10 protein-coding genes are annotated in these 15,429 nt (G+C 62.2%); 4 read left to right on the forward strand and 6 right to left on the reverse strand.

Going from position 1 to position 15,429, the window contains the following annotated elements; translation table 11 throughout:
* Window positions 1–101: 101 nt before the first annotated feature.
* Together ugpQ and QZ648_RS15075 are read right to left on the reverse strand one after the other, a co-directional pair.
* Window positions 102–845 carry a glycerophosphodiester phosphodiesterase gene (gene ugpQ, locus QZ648_RS15070; RefSeq protein WP_291997533.1) on the reverse strand — a complete coding sequence of 248 codons (744 nt, stop codon included), beginning with the start codon at window positions 843–845 and terminating at the stop codon, window positions 102–104.
* On the reverse strand, window positions 842–2,101 hold the full coding sequence (locus QZ648_RS15075) for an extracellular solute-binding protein (protein WP_291997534.1): 1,260 nt from the start codon (window positions 2,099–2,101) through the stop codon (window positions 842–844). The genes ugpQ and QZ648_RS15075 overlap by 4 nt, the downstream gene beginning before the upstream one ends.
* A gap of 252 nt (window positions 2,102–2,353) precedes the next feature.
* Here QZ648_RS15075 and QZ648_RS15080 point away from each other — a divergent pair, with 252 nt between their 5' ends.
* Window positions 2,354–2,632 carry a hypothetical protein gene (locus QZ648_RS15080; protein ID WP_291997535.1) on the forward strand — a complete coding sequence of 93 codons (279 nt, stop codon included), beginning with the start codon at window positions 2,354–2,356 and terminating at the stop codon, window positions 2,630–2,632.
* Window positions 2,616–3,068: a putative toxin-antitoxin system toxin component, PIN family gene (locus QZ648_RS15085; protein WP_291997536.1), complete on the forward strand. Its 453-nt coding sequence runs from the start codon at window positions 2,616–2,618 to the stop codon at window positions 3,066–3,068. Before QZ648_RS15080 ends, QZ648_RS15085 begins: the two co-directional genes overlap by 17 nt.
* On the opposite strand, the gene QZ648_RS15090 is transcribed toward QZ648_RS15085, so the two are convergent.
* From QZ648_RS15090 to aceE, 4 genes are all read right to left on the reverse strand, one after another.
* The gene (locus tag QZ648_RS15090; RefSeq protein ID WP_291997537.1) at window positions 3,065–7,336 is read right to left on the reverse strand and encodes a hypothetical protein; all 4,272 of its coding nucleotides are present in this window, start codon (window positions 7,334–7,336) and stop codon (window positions 3,065–3,067) included. The genes QZ648_RS15085 and QZ648_RS15090 overlap by 4 nt on opposite strands.
* 82 nt (window positions 7,337–7,418) lie before the next feature.
* A complete protein-coding gene (lpdA, locus tag QZ648_RS15095) occupies window positions 7,419–9,170 on the reverse strand; it encodes a dihydrolipoyl dehydrogenase (RefSeq protein ID WP_291997538.1) in 1,752 nt (583 codons plus the stop codon).
* A 13-nt stretch (window positions 9,171–9,183) separates the two neighbouring features.
* Window positions 9,184–10,812: a dihydrolipoyllysine-residue acetyltransferase gene (gene aceF / locus QZ648_RS15100; RefSeq protein WP_291997539.1), complete on the reverse strand. Its 1,629-nt coding sequence runs from the start codon at window positions 10,810–10,812 to the stop codon at window positions 9,184–9,186.
* 12 nt (window positions 10,813–10,824) lie between these two features.
* A complete protein-coding gene (aceE, locus tag QZ648_RS15105) occupies window positions 10,825–13,518 on the reverse strand; it encodes a pyruvate dehydrogenase (acetyl-transferring), homodimeric type (RefSeq protein ID WP_291997540.1) in 2,694 nt (897 codons plus the stop codon).
* Window positions 13,519–13,981: 463 nt separating this feature from the next.
* On the opposite strand from aceE, the gene folD reads away from it, so the two are divergent.
* Window positions 13,982–14,833, forward strand: coding sequence for a bifunctional methylenetetrahydrofolate dehydrogenase/methenyltetrahydrofolate cyclohydrolase FolD (gene folD, locus QZ648_RS15110; protein WP_291997541.1), 852 nt, complete (start codon window positions 13,982–13,984; stop codon window positions 14,831–14,833).
* Window positions 14,833–15,333: a 5-(carboxyamino)imidazole ribonucleotide mutase gene (gene purE / locus QZ648_RS15115; protein ID WP_169068474.1), complete on the forward strand. Its 501-nt coding sequence runs from the start codon at window positions 14,833–14,835 to the stop codon at window positions 15,331–15,333. The genes folD and purE overlap by 1 nt, the downstream gene beginning before the upstream one ends.
* Window positions 15,334–15,429: the final 96 nt, after the last annotated feature.

Raw genomic sequence — 15,429 nt, forward strand, 5'->3', positions numbered from 1 at the left:
GTCGTCCATACCCGCTCGGGGTCGTTCAAAAGCTGCGATTTTAACGTGAAAGCCGCAGCCACCACCGGCCAATGCCGGGCAGTCGCCCGGCGCAGCCCGGCTCAGCTGTCGCGCACGCAGTCGATGCGATCGCTGAACACCGCTATCACGCCACGTCGAAAAAGTGCTTCGGCGGCAAGCGGCTCATTAACCGTATAGCAGAGCACAGGTATGCCGTTGGCTCGAGCGCTGCTGAGTACGCTGTCGTCAAGACGCTCGGCATCACAATGCAGGCTCAGCGCCGCGACACGATTGATGCGCGTCGGCCAATCGTCCGGCGGAGCTTCGTAGAGCGCGCCGAGCGGCAGTTCGGGCGCCGCCGCGCGCGCCGCCAGCAGCGCCTCTTCCGAAAACGAAGAAACCAGTGGCAACTCGGCGCCAGCCCAGAGTTCGCGCACCTGCCGAGCAACGACCTCGCCGGTCAGCGCCTCAAAACCGACGGCTGGCTTGATTTCGACGTTGACCATCAACCCCAGCTGCCGACAGAGCAAGGCCGCCGACTCGAGCGTGGGAATCGGCTCGCCCAGAAAAGCCGCGTGCTGATGCGCCCCCGCGTCGAGGGTCCGCAAGCTCGCATCGCGCGTCTCGCAGACCCGCCCGAAGCCATTGCTGGTGCGCTCTAGCCCTTCGTCGTGTAGCAGCCACGGCGAGCCGTCGGCCGACAGCATGACGTCGAACTCGACTGCCCGCACGCCCATGCGGGCAGCGACGCGCAAGCCAGCCAGGGTGTTCTCCGGCGCCAGCGCACCACCGCAGCGGTGCGCGAAAACGCGCGGCAGCGCCCAGCCGAGCCGCGGACGAATCACTTCAACAACTGCACCTTGAGCGCCGCCGGCAACACCTCATTGCCACGCTCGACGGCATTATCGAGCGCCTCCTTGGCCGGCTTCCGACCATCCCAGGCCGCTTCCAGCTCTTCCTCGACGATGACCCGCACCGGTTCGATCTGCGAAACACGCAGCGGGTGCAAAGAGCCCTTGCCTTGCAACTGCAGGTAAGCGACGTCGAGATTGGCAACGTCGGCCTGCAAGAGCTTACTATTGGCGGCCGCGCGGGCCACTGGAGTCATCGGCAGAAAGCCTTCCATGGCGGTGAACTCGACCTGCAGAGCCGGTTCCAGCAGGAAGCTGATAAACATGGCCACGCCCTTGTACTCGTCGGCATTCTTGCCGCCCCCGACCCACAGCGAAGCGCCGTCGGCCAGCGTCTGCTGTGGCGAGCCTTGCACATCATCGTGATAGGGCAGCGCCGAAACACCGGTCTCGACCTTGCGGTCATCGCGCAGCGCGCCGTAGAGTGAAGAGGTACTGGTCAGCATGCCACACTCGCCTGCCGCAAAACGCCGATCAGCCTCGTCACGACGACCGAAATAGGCAAAGAATTTGGCCTTCGACCAGGTCGTCAGCATCGCCGTGTGCTTGACCTGAACCAGGCCGTTGAAGTCCAGCTTGCCCTTTGCATCGGCAATCTCGCCACCATTCCAGGCGCTCAGATTATCGATATGCACCCACGCCGGCCAGGACGTGGTGTAAGGGCAGTCGCTGCCGGAATCGAACAGCTTGTCGGCCGCTTTCTGTGCCTCGACCCAGGTCTTCGGTGGCTTTTCGGGGTCCAGGCCAGCCTTGCGGAAAGCATCCTTGTTGATGTAGAGAACTGGCGTGGACAAGGCCACCGGCAAAGCAAACAAATTCCCCTTGGCATCGTCAAGGCCAACACGCAAGTCAGGCGACAGCTTGCGGCTGTCGAAAGGCTGTTTCGCCTGCTTCATCACCTGGTAGAGAGGCTTGAAATCGGCCTTGCTGGCTTGAAATTTGGCCTGTTCTTCGCGGGTAACCAGATTGATGTGTTTCGGCGCGTCACCGTCGACGCGGCGCGTGATGTTGATCTGATAGTCTTTCTGCCGCTCATTGAAACGTGCGACGAATTTCTCGAGTCTTTCGCCCTGTCCTTCATCCAGGCGGTGCGAGAGATCAATGGGTATCGGTGCCGCGGACACCGAGAAAGCAAGCGGGGCAGCAAGAACGATTGCCACTGCAGACGGGAGAAATTTGAGTAGGCGCATCTCGATCCTGAAAGTAAGTGAAACAGCCCACCATTATAGCCGCAGCTTGCAGCAAGCGATGGGGGGTGTTCATTTCAGTTAGCGGATACGGTCGCCGCCGTCCTCCATGCCTTGATAGCTTTCAACAATGGCGTGCACGCTCGAAACGCGACCCATCTCATTTGCCGTTCAGCGTGCAGCAAGAGAAGTGAGGCCTCTTGTCTTCCAAGCGCAGAAAGTCCGCTAGTATGGTCAGCGGTAGCAAATTGTCCCTTGGTCACTATCGAGGAAAAAGTTATGGCGACTGTAGATCTGAAGCTGAACCTTCCGGACAGTGTCGTCTTGGAGGCAAAGCGGGCGGGGCTGCTCACCGATCAAGCCATTGGACGCCTGATCGAGGAGGCAGTACGACGGGAGGCCGGCAAGCGCTTGCTCGAAGCGATGAGTCGTCTGCGCGAGGCCAACGCCCCTCCTCTCACTGAAGACGAGATCGCCGCGGAAGTTGCGGCCGTGCGCGTCCAGCGAAAAGCAGCGAATGCGACGGGTCACTGAAACCAACGTCGTGGTGTCAGGACTATTGTGGCTGGGCAATCCCGGACGCTTGCTGGAAGCCGCCGCCCTCCGCCAGGTCACGCTTTACACCAGCCCGGCATGGGTGGCAGAACTGAGCACGACCCTGAGCACGCCGAAACTCGCTCGTCCGATCGTGCGCAGCGGGCTGACCTTGGGCGATCCACTCGAAAGCTACCTGGATGTAGCCATAGTGGTGCAACCGCTTGCCGTGCCGCGCGTGGTGCCCGACGACGCCGACGATGACGAGGTCCTTGCCTGCGCGCTTGCCGCCAACGCCGACCTGATCGTTTCCGGAGACAGGCATCTGCTCGATTTGGGCACCGAATACCATGGCATCCGAATCGTCACACCTTCCCAGGCCGTCCAACTGATCGACAGACAGGTAGACGGAGGCCGAGTGACGACCGACGTCTAATTCGTCGACCGCGGATGGCGAATATCCAGCACCAGCGAAGCGATTCGACAGCTGGAATCGGATAGCTCCGCAGCCTGCCCTGCCAAACACGCCTGCAGAGCTTCCCGATTCACGCCTTTTTTGCGAAACGCTTGCCGTCTGTCGTCGTCGCGAGACCAGAAGTCGCAGTCAACGTAGCCGACCAAGTAAATGCCCTGCCGCCAGGCATGCGGTTGCAGGTAGCGCTCCTTGAGCTGCGTACGCATGTTCGTCAACAAGTCTCTGTTCCAACAACCCTTGCTTTCGATGATCACCACGGTCGACGAGCCGTCCTCCGTGCGTGCTTCCACTTTCAGGTCCGTGCGTTCGCCGATACCGCTTTCTCTGGCGTTGAGTACCTGCACCTCGCGATCAATGACCGCGCCGGGGAGATCTCGTCGCAAATGATGCAGGACGAAGTCGGAGAAGCGGTCCTCGCTCTTCGGCCTTCCCGAGCGTCCATCTTTCCCCACGTTCCAGAGAAAAGGGGCCAGCGGCGTATCGCCCTGCAACAGGTGCTGAAGCCGTTCCAGCGAGGCGATCACCGCCTCGCTCAACTCAGCCGCATCGCGAACGAAACGCTTGTCCGTCTGTTGAACGAAAGCGATCAGCTTTCGCGGGCAAAGTGGACGCCACTCCTTTTCACGTCGAGCCGCGCGAGCCGCGTGCAGTCGCTCGCGCCAAGCCGGCTGACCGGGAAATCGATCTGCCAGGCGCTCGATGGCCTCAATCGCCTGAATCGTACCAAACGCCACCAGGCGACGGATGCAGGCCTCGCGCAAGTCGGCGAGGTCGTCGCGAGGACTTGGCGTATAAGCCTGTCCAGAACGATGGACCCGATCACCCGCTGCCGAAAAACGCTCCTCCAGCCAGCCATAGAATTCGCTCAAGTCGGCTTCCTGAAACACCGCCCAGCAAGCGTCGTCCCAGTTCAATGAACGGACCAGGTGCGTCCAGAGAGCGACGCCGTACACGGGGTACGATCGCGTGCGTGTCCACAAGGTGGGCCAGGCGGCACTCGGCACACGCTTCATCAGCAACAGGGCCATCTCAAGCGAGTGATGCCATAGCGCATCGTCCGGACGTTCCACGGCACCCCTAAACTCGTCGAGCGCCAGCGACACGGCGTCGGCTTCGTGCTGATCGAGCAACACCATCAAGAAAGCCCGACGCTGAGCGGGGTCGGTCAGCGACCGCAAGTGCCGGCGAACAAGTTCGGCGCAATCTGCAGACCAGATCGCTTGCAAATCATCCAGTCCGCTCAAGCATGAGCGTCCGGCAGCGATTTCGTGGGTCAGTTTGCGGCCGATTTCCGCCAGCGCCACATCGGGACACTTCTGGCAAGCGATCTGCAGGAGCATTCCGCGGCTGTCGTCACCGTGATCACAGGGAAAAAACACAAGCCCGGGAATCCAGACCACCCATCGTTCGGCCGTCGCCTCCTGCAAAACATTTGGCCGCTGATGCGCCAGCAGAGTGAGGGCAAGCCAGAGGCCAACGTCGGGCCTGGAGCCGGGTTCACCCGGTACGCCCAAATCAATTTCGGGCATAGGGGTCTCCGTCGCCCACGCTGCGGCGCAGTCGACGATTCGTTCTTGCTCCTCTCGGCTGGAGCGCAGCCAACCTGGCGTCTTCGGAATCCGGCACCACCCATACGGGTACTCCAGCGCGTCATCCGCCAGGCCAAGATCCGGCCAGAGGCGCATCCAGGCCCCGATGTAACCGGCGACGAAATCTGCCAAGTCGGCCGCCACTCTGGCTGCAGGCGAGGGGTCCAGCCCCTCGGGGCTGGAGCTTTCAAAGCTCACCCGCCGCTGGTAGAGGTCACGGGCACGCCTTTCGGCCTCGCTACCGAAGTAGATCGGCTCCATGAAGACAGCTAGAAAATCAGCCAATGGCGAAAACGCGTTGCGTGCGTCGCGGCAAGCGACGTCGACTAGACTGTCGCTCCAGTGGCCAAAGATATCTGGAGAGAAGAGATTCTGTATGCAATGAGTCAGTCGTGATTTTTGCCGGTCGTCATCCGCATGCTCGTACTGATCCACCAACCACGGCAAATCTTCCTCGAACAATAGGCGATCTTTGGTCAAAACCAGCTCGACCAAATCGCTCTCGGGCTGGTCAGCCAGAGGCAAGATGGCGAGAAGCAAACGCCTCCTCTTCTCGCAGTCCGTCGCGAAAGGATGCGGAGCGTCCGTGCCCTTGTGGCTACGCTCGAAAATCCCCACGTAGCGCTTCAGGCATCGCCAGACGACATGGGAAAAAACGTGCATTACGCCGGGATCATCCAACAGCTCCCAGGCGCGAGCGGCAATAGCGTAGGCCAGGCGATTGCTGTCAAGGTCAACATGAGACGGCACGGTCTCCCGCAGCCAATTCAGGGCAATTACAATATCGATCGCGCTGAAACGATCGAGTAGTTCGTCAGCAGCGTAACGGTATCCGCCCAGGCATTGCCAACTGCCTGTCACGTGACGGGCCTCAAATAGCTCTTCCGTACTCACGTGATCGGGCCATAGGCGCGTCAAAAGGATGGACTGCAGCTCGTCTGTAGCCGCCGGGCCGACAGCCAATGGCCGTAAGCGCGCTAGCTGCCCTGGAGAGCCATGGTTTGCAACCAGGCGAGCCGAGGCATGGCGAATGCGGGCGGTTTCTTCGACAGCCAACGCCAAATCTGCTGCCAGATCGGCGAGCTGCGTTACTTTGCAGGCCAGTGCGATCGCCAGCGCGGCGGCTCGAAACTCGACTGGCAAGCCGCGATCGGCAATCCACGGACGCAACTGATCTGCGAGACCAGCGTAAGCGAGCTTGGCGAAATTCCGCCGACTTTCCCATCGCCAGACAGTCGGTTCCTCCTCCTGAACAGCAGCCAGGAGGCCGCCCACCAGCTTCTCTTTTCTCGCCCCATCAAGCGCGGTGAGATCGCTCCTCAAGAGGAGTGCCGGTTCGGTAATCGCCAAGGCGTCGAAAACGGGCAATGACAGGCTCGCCAACCAGGCGGCCAGTTCGGACAGTCGCGGCGGGATACGACGGTCTTCAGCCCAGCGCAACAGGGAAAGCAATCGGTCCGCGTCCTTGACTCGTTCCGCGAGGTAAGCGGCAGCCAGATACTCGGCCCAGCTCTGGTGCCCAAAGCCGAGTCGCTGGCTACCTCGCGCGGAGAATAACGAGGTGTTCAGCACTTCGTAGAGGACATTGCGATCGATGGCGAACGTCAAGCCGTCCGCACGCTCGCCATCGCCGTAGACATCCTCCGGGGAGAGGTCATCATCGGCGATATCGAGCCCATTTCCCAACCAGAGCGACTGCCGGCTTCCCAGCAGCAGCATGGCGGCTATCCGGCCCGCCACTGCCAGGCGTTGACCGGCACTTAGATCCCCACGACATCCTGCTTGGAGACGGCTGCCAGCGAGTTCGTCCGCCAGCTGGGTACATCCGTCGCGGAAAATCTCGGCTCTCGCGTCAGGCAGGTTGCCCTTGCTGCTGTAGATGCGCAAGAGCATGCGCAAGGTGTTGGGCAAAGCTGCAAAACCCTCGATGTCCCGCCCATGCACCTGCTTCAGGAAGTCAGACGGATCGACGTGATAGTCTCGCGCCGCCTGCTCGACATCTTTTCGCCTCAGAAAGACCAGTTCCCAAACAAGAGCACTGTCGGCCTTGACCTCCGGAGCGTATCCTTGGCTCGCGGTCTCCCGCGGTACAGGCTCGGTGTTCTCCTCGTCTCTCGCCCACATGCGGGCCAATTCGTCCTCGGCACCCCACGGCCACTCACTGGTTCGGCAACTCAGGCGCAGACATAGTCGTTCCGTAGGCAGGCGAGCAAGTTCCTGCATCAGGATGCGGAGCACATTGGGCATAGGCAGCGTCAGACGGCTCTCGTCCAGGCTGTCGAGGAGAAGGAAGAGCCTGCCGTCTCCCCGGCGCCAATCCTCTACCTCCTGCGCCTCGCAAACGGTCGATACGACATTGGAAGCAGTGCATTCCTGAAGGCGTACAAGATGAACACGCTCCCCCACTGCGTGCAACTGTCGACACTCGTCTTCGAGGGCCGTCGATTTGCCACATCCGGGTTCGCCCACGAGGACCAGGATCGGTATGTCGCGCAGGGAATCCAGCCGTCGCAAGGCCGGATTGTAATGACAGCCGAAAGTGTCCTCGGGGTCCGGGAGAAAGCCGTCAGCTTCGAGAGTCAGGCTCTCGGTGATCGGCAGCCAGTATCGCGGCCACTCGTGGTGAATTTCTTTTTTCAAGAAGGAATCCACTCCCCAAAAAGGAAACGCCGCCGCACTTCACGTGCGGCGGCGTCATTGTAGGGCTGGAGGAGAAGCCCCGTTACTTCTTCTTCATCGCCGGCAGGTCGGTACACACGCCCTCGTACACTTCAGCCGCCATGCCCACCGACTCACCCAGTGTCGGGTGCGGGTGGATGGTGTGGGCAATGTCGGCAGCGTCGCAGCCCATTTCGATCGCCAGGCAGATTTCACCGATCAGGTCGCCAGCCTCGGTGCCGACGATGCTGCCGCCGATGATGCGGTGCGTCTCTTCGTCGAAGATCAGCTTGGTGAAGCCCTCCTCGCGACCGTTGGCCAGCGCACGACCCGATGCTGCCCAGGGGAAGACGCTCTTGCCGTACTTGATCCCTTCGGCGCGGCACTGCTCCTCGGTCTTGCCGGCCCAGGCGATTTCCGGATCGGTATAGGCAACCGACGGGATCTGCAGGGCGTCGAAACAGCGCTTGCTGCCGTGCGCAGCCTCGGCGGCAACGTGCGCCTCGTGCACACCCTTGTGCGCCAGCATTGGCTGCCCGACGATGTCGCCGACGGCGAAGATGTGCGCTACGTTGGTACGCTGCTGCGTATCGACGGCAATGAAGCCGCGGTCGCTGACCGCGACCCCCGCCTTCTCGGCCGCCAGCTTCCTGCCGTTCGGCGAGCGACCGACAGCGACGAGCACCAGATCGAAGCTTTCCTTCTCGTCGGTGCTGTAGGTGACTTCGATGCCATTGCTGCTCGCCGTCGAGGCGACGACGCCGGTGTTGAGCAGGATACGATCGAAACGGTGCGCGTTTTTCTTCTCCCAGACCTTGACCAGATCTCGATCCGCGCCGGGCATCAGCACCGATCCAAGCTCAACCACCGTGATTCGCGAGCCGAGCGCCGAGTAGACGCTGGCCATTTCGAGGCCGATGATGCCGCCGCCGATGACCAGCATGCGCTTGGGTATCTGGCGCAATTCGAGGGCACCGGTCGAGTCCACGACCCGCGCGTCGTCGTTGGGCATGAAGGGCAGGGCCACGGCTTGCGAACCGGCGGCGATGATCGCTTTCTGGAACCTGACGACCTTTTTGCCGCCGTCGGCAAGCGTCACTTCGACGTGATTGGGGTCGAGAAACTGCCCGACGCCGCGCACCACTTCGACCTTGCGGCCCTTGGCCATGCCGGCCAGACCGCCGGTCAACTTGCCGACGACCTTGTCCTTGTGCGCCCGCAACTTGTCGAGGTCGATCGTCGGAGCGGCGAAACTGACCCCGCAATCGGCCATGTGCTCTGCCTCCTCCATCACCCCGGAGATGTGCAGCAGCGCCTTCGAAGGAATGCAGCCGACGTTCAGACAGACGCCGCCTAGCGTTGCGTAACGCTCGACGAGAACCGTCTTCATGCCCAGGTCGGCGCTGCGGAAAGCGGCTGAATAGCCGCCCGGGCCGGCACCGAGAACGAGCATCTCGCACTCGATGTCGGCACTGCCGCTGATCGCTGCTGCGGCCTGCGGTGCCGGAGCGACAGCTGCCGCCGGCGCTGCGGCGGCGGCAGCCGGTGCCGCGGCTGCCGAGGCCGGCACGGCCTCGCTGGTCTCGATCAGAACCACCACCGCGCCCTCGGAGATCTTGTCCCCCAGCTTGACCTTCACTTCCTTGACGACGCCAGCGACGCTGCTCGGAACATCCATCGTCGCCTTGTCGGATTCGAGGGTGACCAAGGCATCGTCGAGCTTGATGGTATCGCCAACCGCAACGCAGACGTCGATCACCGGCACGTCCTGGTAGTCACCGATGTCGGGCACTTTTACTTCAATGATCTGGCTCATGGTCTTCTCCCGATCAAAGCAGCACGCGTCGCATGTCGGCGAGCAACTGGGCAAGGTAGACGTTGAAGCGAGTGGCCAGCGCGCCGTCGATCACACGGTGGTCGGCGCTCAGCGACATCGGCAGGATCAGCCGCGGCGCGAACTCGCGGCCGTTCCAGACCGGTTTCATCACCGACTTGTTGACCCCCAGAATGGCCACTTCCGGCGCATTGACGATCGGCGAGAAATAGGTACCGCCGATGCCGCCCAGGCTGGAGATGGTGAAGCAGGCGCCGGACATGTCGGCCGGACCGAGCTTGCCGTCGCGCGCCTTCCTCGCCAGTTCGCCGCTCTCGATGACGATCTCCGTCACCGATTTCTGGTCGGCGTTCTTGACCACCGGTACGACCAGTCCGTTCGGCGTGTCGGCAGCGAAAGCAATATTGAAATACTGCTTCATTATCAGATTGTCGCCGTCCAGAGAGCTGTTGAACGCCGGGAACTTCTTCAGCGCCATGACGCTGGCCTTGATCAGGAAGGCGAGCATGGTGATCTTTGTCCCTGACTTCTCATTCTCCTTGTTCATCGCCACGCGAAAGGCTTCGAGGTCGGTTATGTCGGCGTCTTCGTGATAGGTCACGGCCGGGATCATCACCCAGTTGCGTGCCAGATTCTGTGCCGAAATCTTCGCGATCCGCGACAGAGGCTTGACTTCGACAGCGCCAAACTTGGCGAAGTTGACTTTTGGCCAGGGCAGCAGATCGAGACCACCGCCCAGCGCAGCAGCGGCGGCAGCCGAAGCGGCCGGCCCAGCGCTCAAGACGCCCTTGACGTAGGCGCTGACGTCTTCCTTGAGGATCCGTGACTTGGGGCCACTCGGAGTGACCTTGGACAGGTCGACACCGAGCTCACGGGCCAACAGACGCACGGAAGGACTGGCGTGGGTCTTGGCGCCGAGGGCCAGACCAGCGGCTGGCGGCACAACGGCCGCTGCCGACGGCGGGCTGGCGACTGCGGCCGCGGCCGCAGCCGGGGCACTCGCTGGCGCACTCGCCGCAGTGGCGGCAACGGCAGCAAGCGAAGCGCCGCCCGCGCCCTCGAGAACGACGACCACCGCACCAGCGGAAATCTTGTCGCCGAGCTTGACCTTGATCTCCTTGACCACGCCGGCCGCCGATGACGGCACGTCCATGGTCGCCTTGTCCGACTCAAGCGTCACCAGCGCATCGTCGAGCTTGACCGTGTCACCGACCTTGACGCAGATGTCGATCACCGGCACATCGCTGTAGTCCCCAATATCGGGGACGCTGACCTCGACCACTGCTCCGCCAGCGGCTGCCGGAGCAGCTGCCGGGGTGGCGACTGGAGCAGCGACTGGAGCGTCGGCAGCTGCAGCCACCGGCGCGGCTGCGGCAGTTTCGCCGGCCGCTTCGAGAACGACGACCACCGCGCCTTCCGAGATTTTATCACCCAGCTTGACGCGCACTTCCTTGACCACCCCAGCCGCCGAAGACGGCACGTCCATCGTCGCCTTGTCGGATTCCAGGGTCACCAGAGCGTCATCGACCTTGACGACGTCACCAGCCTTGACACAGATGTCGATCACCGGCACGTCGCTGTAGTCACCGATATCAGGGACTTTTACTTCGATCATTTGACTCATCAGAGGGCTCCCTTAAACCGTCATCGGATTGGGTTTGTTCACGTCGATGCCGTACTTGGCGATCGCCGTGGCAACCGTCTGCTGCTCGATCGCTCCCTCGTCGGCGAGGGCTTTCAACGCGGCCACGGTGACCCAGCGGCGGTCGACTTCGAAGAAGTGACGCAGTTTCTCGCGCGTGTCCGAGCGGCCGAAGCCATCGGTACCCAGGGTTACGTAGCGACGGTTGATGAAGGGACGAATCTGTTCGGCGAACAACCTCACGTAGTCGGTCGCAGCGACGACCGGACCGCGCGTCTCGCCGAGACATTTCTCGACGTGCGACAGACGTTGCTTTTCGGTCGGGTTGAGCATGTTCCAGCGCTGCACGTCATTGCCCTCGCGTGCCAGTTCGCCAAAGCCCGGGCAGCCCCAGAGGTCGGCATCGACACCCCAGTCGTTCTTGAGCAGGTCGGCGGCGGCAATGACTTCGCGGAAAATGGTTCCCGAACCGAGCAACTGCACGCGCGGCGCCGCTGCCTTGCCCTCCGCGGACGCGCCGCGGCGCAGCAGATACATGCCCTTGAGAATGTCCGCCTCGGCGCCTGCCGGCATCTCCGGATGCTCGTAGTTCTCGTTCATCACGGTGATGTAATAGAAGACATCCTCCTGCTCCTGGTACATCCGGCGCATCCCTTCGCGCATGACCACGGCGACTTCGAAGGAGAAGGTCGGGTCGTAGCTGATGCAGTTCGGGATCAGACCGGAGAGGATCAGCGAATGACCGTCTTCGTGCTGCAGGCCTTCGCCGTTGAGCGTCGTCCGGCCGGCGGTACCGCCGATCAGGAAACCGCGCGCGCGCTGGTCGCCAGCCGCCCAGCAAAGATCCATGACGCGCTGGAAACCGAACATCGAATAGCAGATGTAGAAGGGAATCATCTGCACGCCGTGCACCGAGTACGCGGTCGCCGCAGCGATCCAGTCGCTCATTGCGCCGGCTTCGTTGATTCCTTCCTGCAACACCTGGCCGTCGATCGACTCCTTGTAGAACATCAGCTGGTCGTGGTCTTCGGGGACGTACTTCTGGCCTTGCTGATTCCAGATGCCGATCTGCCGGAAGAGACCTTCCATGCCGAAGGTGCGCGATTCGTCGGGGACGATGGGGACCACGTGGCGGCCGACCTTCTTGTCCTTGAGCAGGATGTTCAGGAAGCGGACGATGGACATGGTGGTCGATACTTCACGCCCCTCGCCCGACGCCTTGAGCAGCGCGTCGAAAGCCGACAGGGCGGGGATATCCAGTGCTTCGGCACTCCGGCGGCGTTTCGGCAGGTAGCCACCGAGGTCCATCCGCCGCTGGCGCATATAGGTCAGTTCCGGCGAGCCTTCCTCGAACTTCAGGTACGGCAGTTCCTTGAGCTGGTCGTCGGCAACCGGCAGGCTGAAGCGATCGCGGAAGCGCTTGATCGCCTCGTAATCGAGTTTCTTCTGCTGGTGCGAGATGTTCATCGCCTCGCCGGCCTGGCCCATGCCGAAGCCCTTGATCGTCTTGGCCAGGATCAGCGTCGGCTGGCCCTGGTGCTCGACGGCCGCCTTGTAGGCGCTGAAGATCTTGAAGATGTCGTGACCACCGCGGTTCAGCCCCCAGACCTGCTCGTCGGTCCAGTCGGCGACCAGTTCCCTGAGTTCCGGAGTATTGAAGAAGTGCTCACGGACGTAGGCACCGTCCTTGGCCTTGAAGGTCTGGTACTCGCCGTCGACGGCGTCCATCATGCGCTGCTTGAGGATGCCCTTCTTGTCGCGCAGCAGGAGCGTGTCCCATTGCGTTCCCCAGACCAGCTTGATGACGTTCCAGCCGGCGCCGCGGAAAGTGCCTTCGAGTTCCTGGATGATCTTGCCGTTGCCGCGCACCGGCCCGTCGAGACGCTGCAGGTTGCAGTTGATGACGAAGATCAGATTGTCGAGCTTTTCGCGTGCGGCCATGCCGATGGCGCCGAGCGATTCGACCTCGTCGGTCTCGCCGTCGCCGAGGAAAGCCCAGACCTTGCGGTCGCCGGCTTCGATGAAACCGCGGCTGTCGAGGTACTTCATGAAACGCGCCTGGTAGATCGCCTGGATCGGGCCAAGCCCCATCGACACCGTCGGGAACTGCCAGAAATCAGGCATCAGCCAGGGGTGCGGGTAGGAAGACACCCCCTTGCCATCGACTTCCTGCCGGAAGCAGTCCATCTGCTCGTCGGTCAGACGCCCGAGCAGGTGCGCCCGCGCGTAAACACCGGGCACCGAGTGCCCCTGGAAGAAGATCAGGTCGCCGCCGTGCTGCTCGGAAGGCGCGTGCCAGAACCACGAGAAGCCGACATCGTAAAGCGCCGCCGCCGAGGCAAAGGAAGCGATGTGGCCGCCGACGTTGCTGTCGCGGTTGGCGCGCACAACCATCGCCATGGCGTTCCAGCGAATGTAATTGTGAATCCTGATTTCGAGATCGGCATTACCGGGATACTTGGGCTGCTGATCGACCGGGATGGTATTGACGTACTCGGTCGTGGCGCTGTAGGGGATATCGATTCCCTCCTGGCGCGCCTGCGAAATCAGGCCGTCGATCAGGTAGTGAGCGCGCTCGGCGCCTTCCCGATCGATTACCCCGCTCAGTGCGTCTTGCCATTCCTGTGTCTCTTGCGGGTCGGCATCGGTGATGCCGGCCGACGGCGCGTTTTCGGGCAGAGCTGCCATGGAATTGTCTCCTGGTCTGCAGAATCATGAAGTGAATAGTTTTGCTGGACGCCCAAGCGAACGTCAGCACAGAGGGTAAACGCTTGCGTCACTACAAAGTACCGCAGCGCAGCAATCCTTGTTGTCCCGCATTGTAAAACACACTTTTGCATCGTGCAATTTCACATGCGCCAGAAGGCCCTTGCGGGTGTTTTGGCACCCCCTATTGACCGTGTCACGGCCAGGAAGTTGATCTGTATCAACGTGGAATCGTCAATCAGCCGCCAAGTGGCCGGCTTTGTAGGCATTTTCCCCTTCCAGGAAGGTAGGCAAGCGCACAAGCGGCGAACTCGGAAGCGGCAACGGACGCCACCTGATTTGCGATAGAATCGCTCTCCTCCGAGATCGATGCGAAGAGACGACGCGCGCCTGGAGCGCCTCGCGTTTCTCGCATTGCCTTCTGGCCACTCCAGGAAACCACGAAATGACAGCAAAAATCCTCGACGGCACCGTGCTGGCACAAAAGCTGCGCGCCGATTTCAAGTCCCGCGCCGAAACGCTGGCTGCGCGCGGCACCCGCCCCGGACTGGCCGTGATTCTGGTCGGCGAAGACGCCGCTTCGCAGGTCTATGTACGCAACAAGGTCAACGCCTGTGCGCAGGCCGGTTTTCACTCCGAAAAAATCACTTATCCGCCGACTGTCGAGCCGGCGCTGGTGCTGGCCAAAATCGCCGAGCTCAACGCCGATCCAAAAATTCACGGCATCCTGGTGCAACTGCCGCTGCCGAAGCACTTTGACAGTGATGCGGTACTCAAGGCGATCTCCCCCGCGAAGGACGTCGACGGTTTTCACGCCGAAAACGTCGGCGCGCTGATGCAGGGCAATCCGCGTTTCATTCCTTGTACGCCCTACGGCATCATGAAGTTCTTCAGCGACGCCGGCATCGAACTGAAGGGCAAGGAGGCAGTCGTCCTGGGACGCTCGAACATCGTCGGCAAGCCGATGGCGATGCTCCTGATGCAAGCCAGCGCGACGGTCACCATCTGCCATTCGCAGACCCGTGACCTGCTGTTCCACACCCGGCGCGCCGACATCCTGGTTGCGGCGCTCGGGCGTGCGCGCTTTGTCACCGCCGAGATGGTCAAACCCGGTGCGGTGGTCATCGATGTCGGCATCAATCGCCTGCCGGACGGCAAACTCTGTGGCGACGTGGACTTCGGCCCGGTCAGCGAGGTCGCCTCGGCGATCACGCCGGTCCCCGGTGGCGTCGGGCCGATGACCATCACCATGCTGCTCGCCAACACCCTCGAAGCCGCAGAAAGAGAGGCGCACTGATGGCACAGCAGCAGGCGCCGCTGGTCGGCGTCGTCATGGGCTCCGATTCCGACTGGCCGACGATGCAAGCGGCGGCAGTGATGCTCAAGGACTTCGGCGTCCCTTTCGAGACCCGCGTCGTCTCCGCGCACCGCACCCCGGATCTGCTTTTCGACTACGCTTCGACGGCCGCCGAGCGTGGCCTGAAGGCGATCATCGCCGGCGCCGGCGGCGCCGCGCATCTACCCGGCATGCTGGCCGCCAAGAGCATCCTGCCCGTCCTCGGCGTGCCGGTGCAATCGAAGGCGCTGTCCGGTAACGATTCGCTGCTGTCCATCGTGCAGATGCCGAAAGGCATACCGGTGGCCACTTTCGCCATCGGCGAGGCCGGCGCGGCCAACGCGGCGCTGTTTGCCGTCGCCATGCTCGCCACAAGCGACGCGGCGCTGGCGCAGCGCCTCAGCGAATTCCGTCAAACCCAGGCCGCCAAAGTGCTGGCCATGAAGCTGCCGGAAGTGTGAGCGGCCGCAGCCCGAACGACAGCCCCGCTCCCGGCCAGGGACTTCTCTCACCGGAGAGCGCTGTCGCTGACCGCCTGCGGCGCGCCAGATGAGTAC

It is taken from the genome of Candidatus Accumulibacter sp. ACC012, from assembly GCF_907163155.1.
GTDB classification, from domain to species: Bacteria; Pseudomonadota; Gammaproteobacteria; order Burkholderiales; family Rhodocyclaceae; genus Accumulibacter; species Accumulibacter delftensis.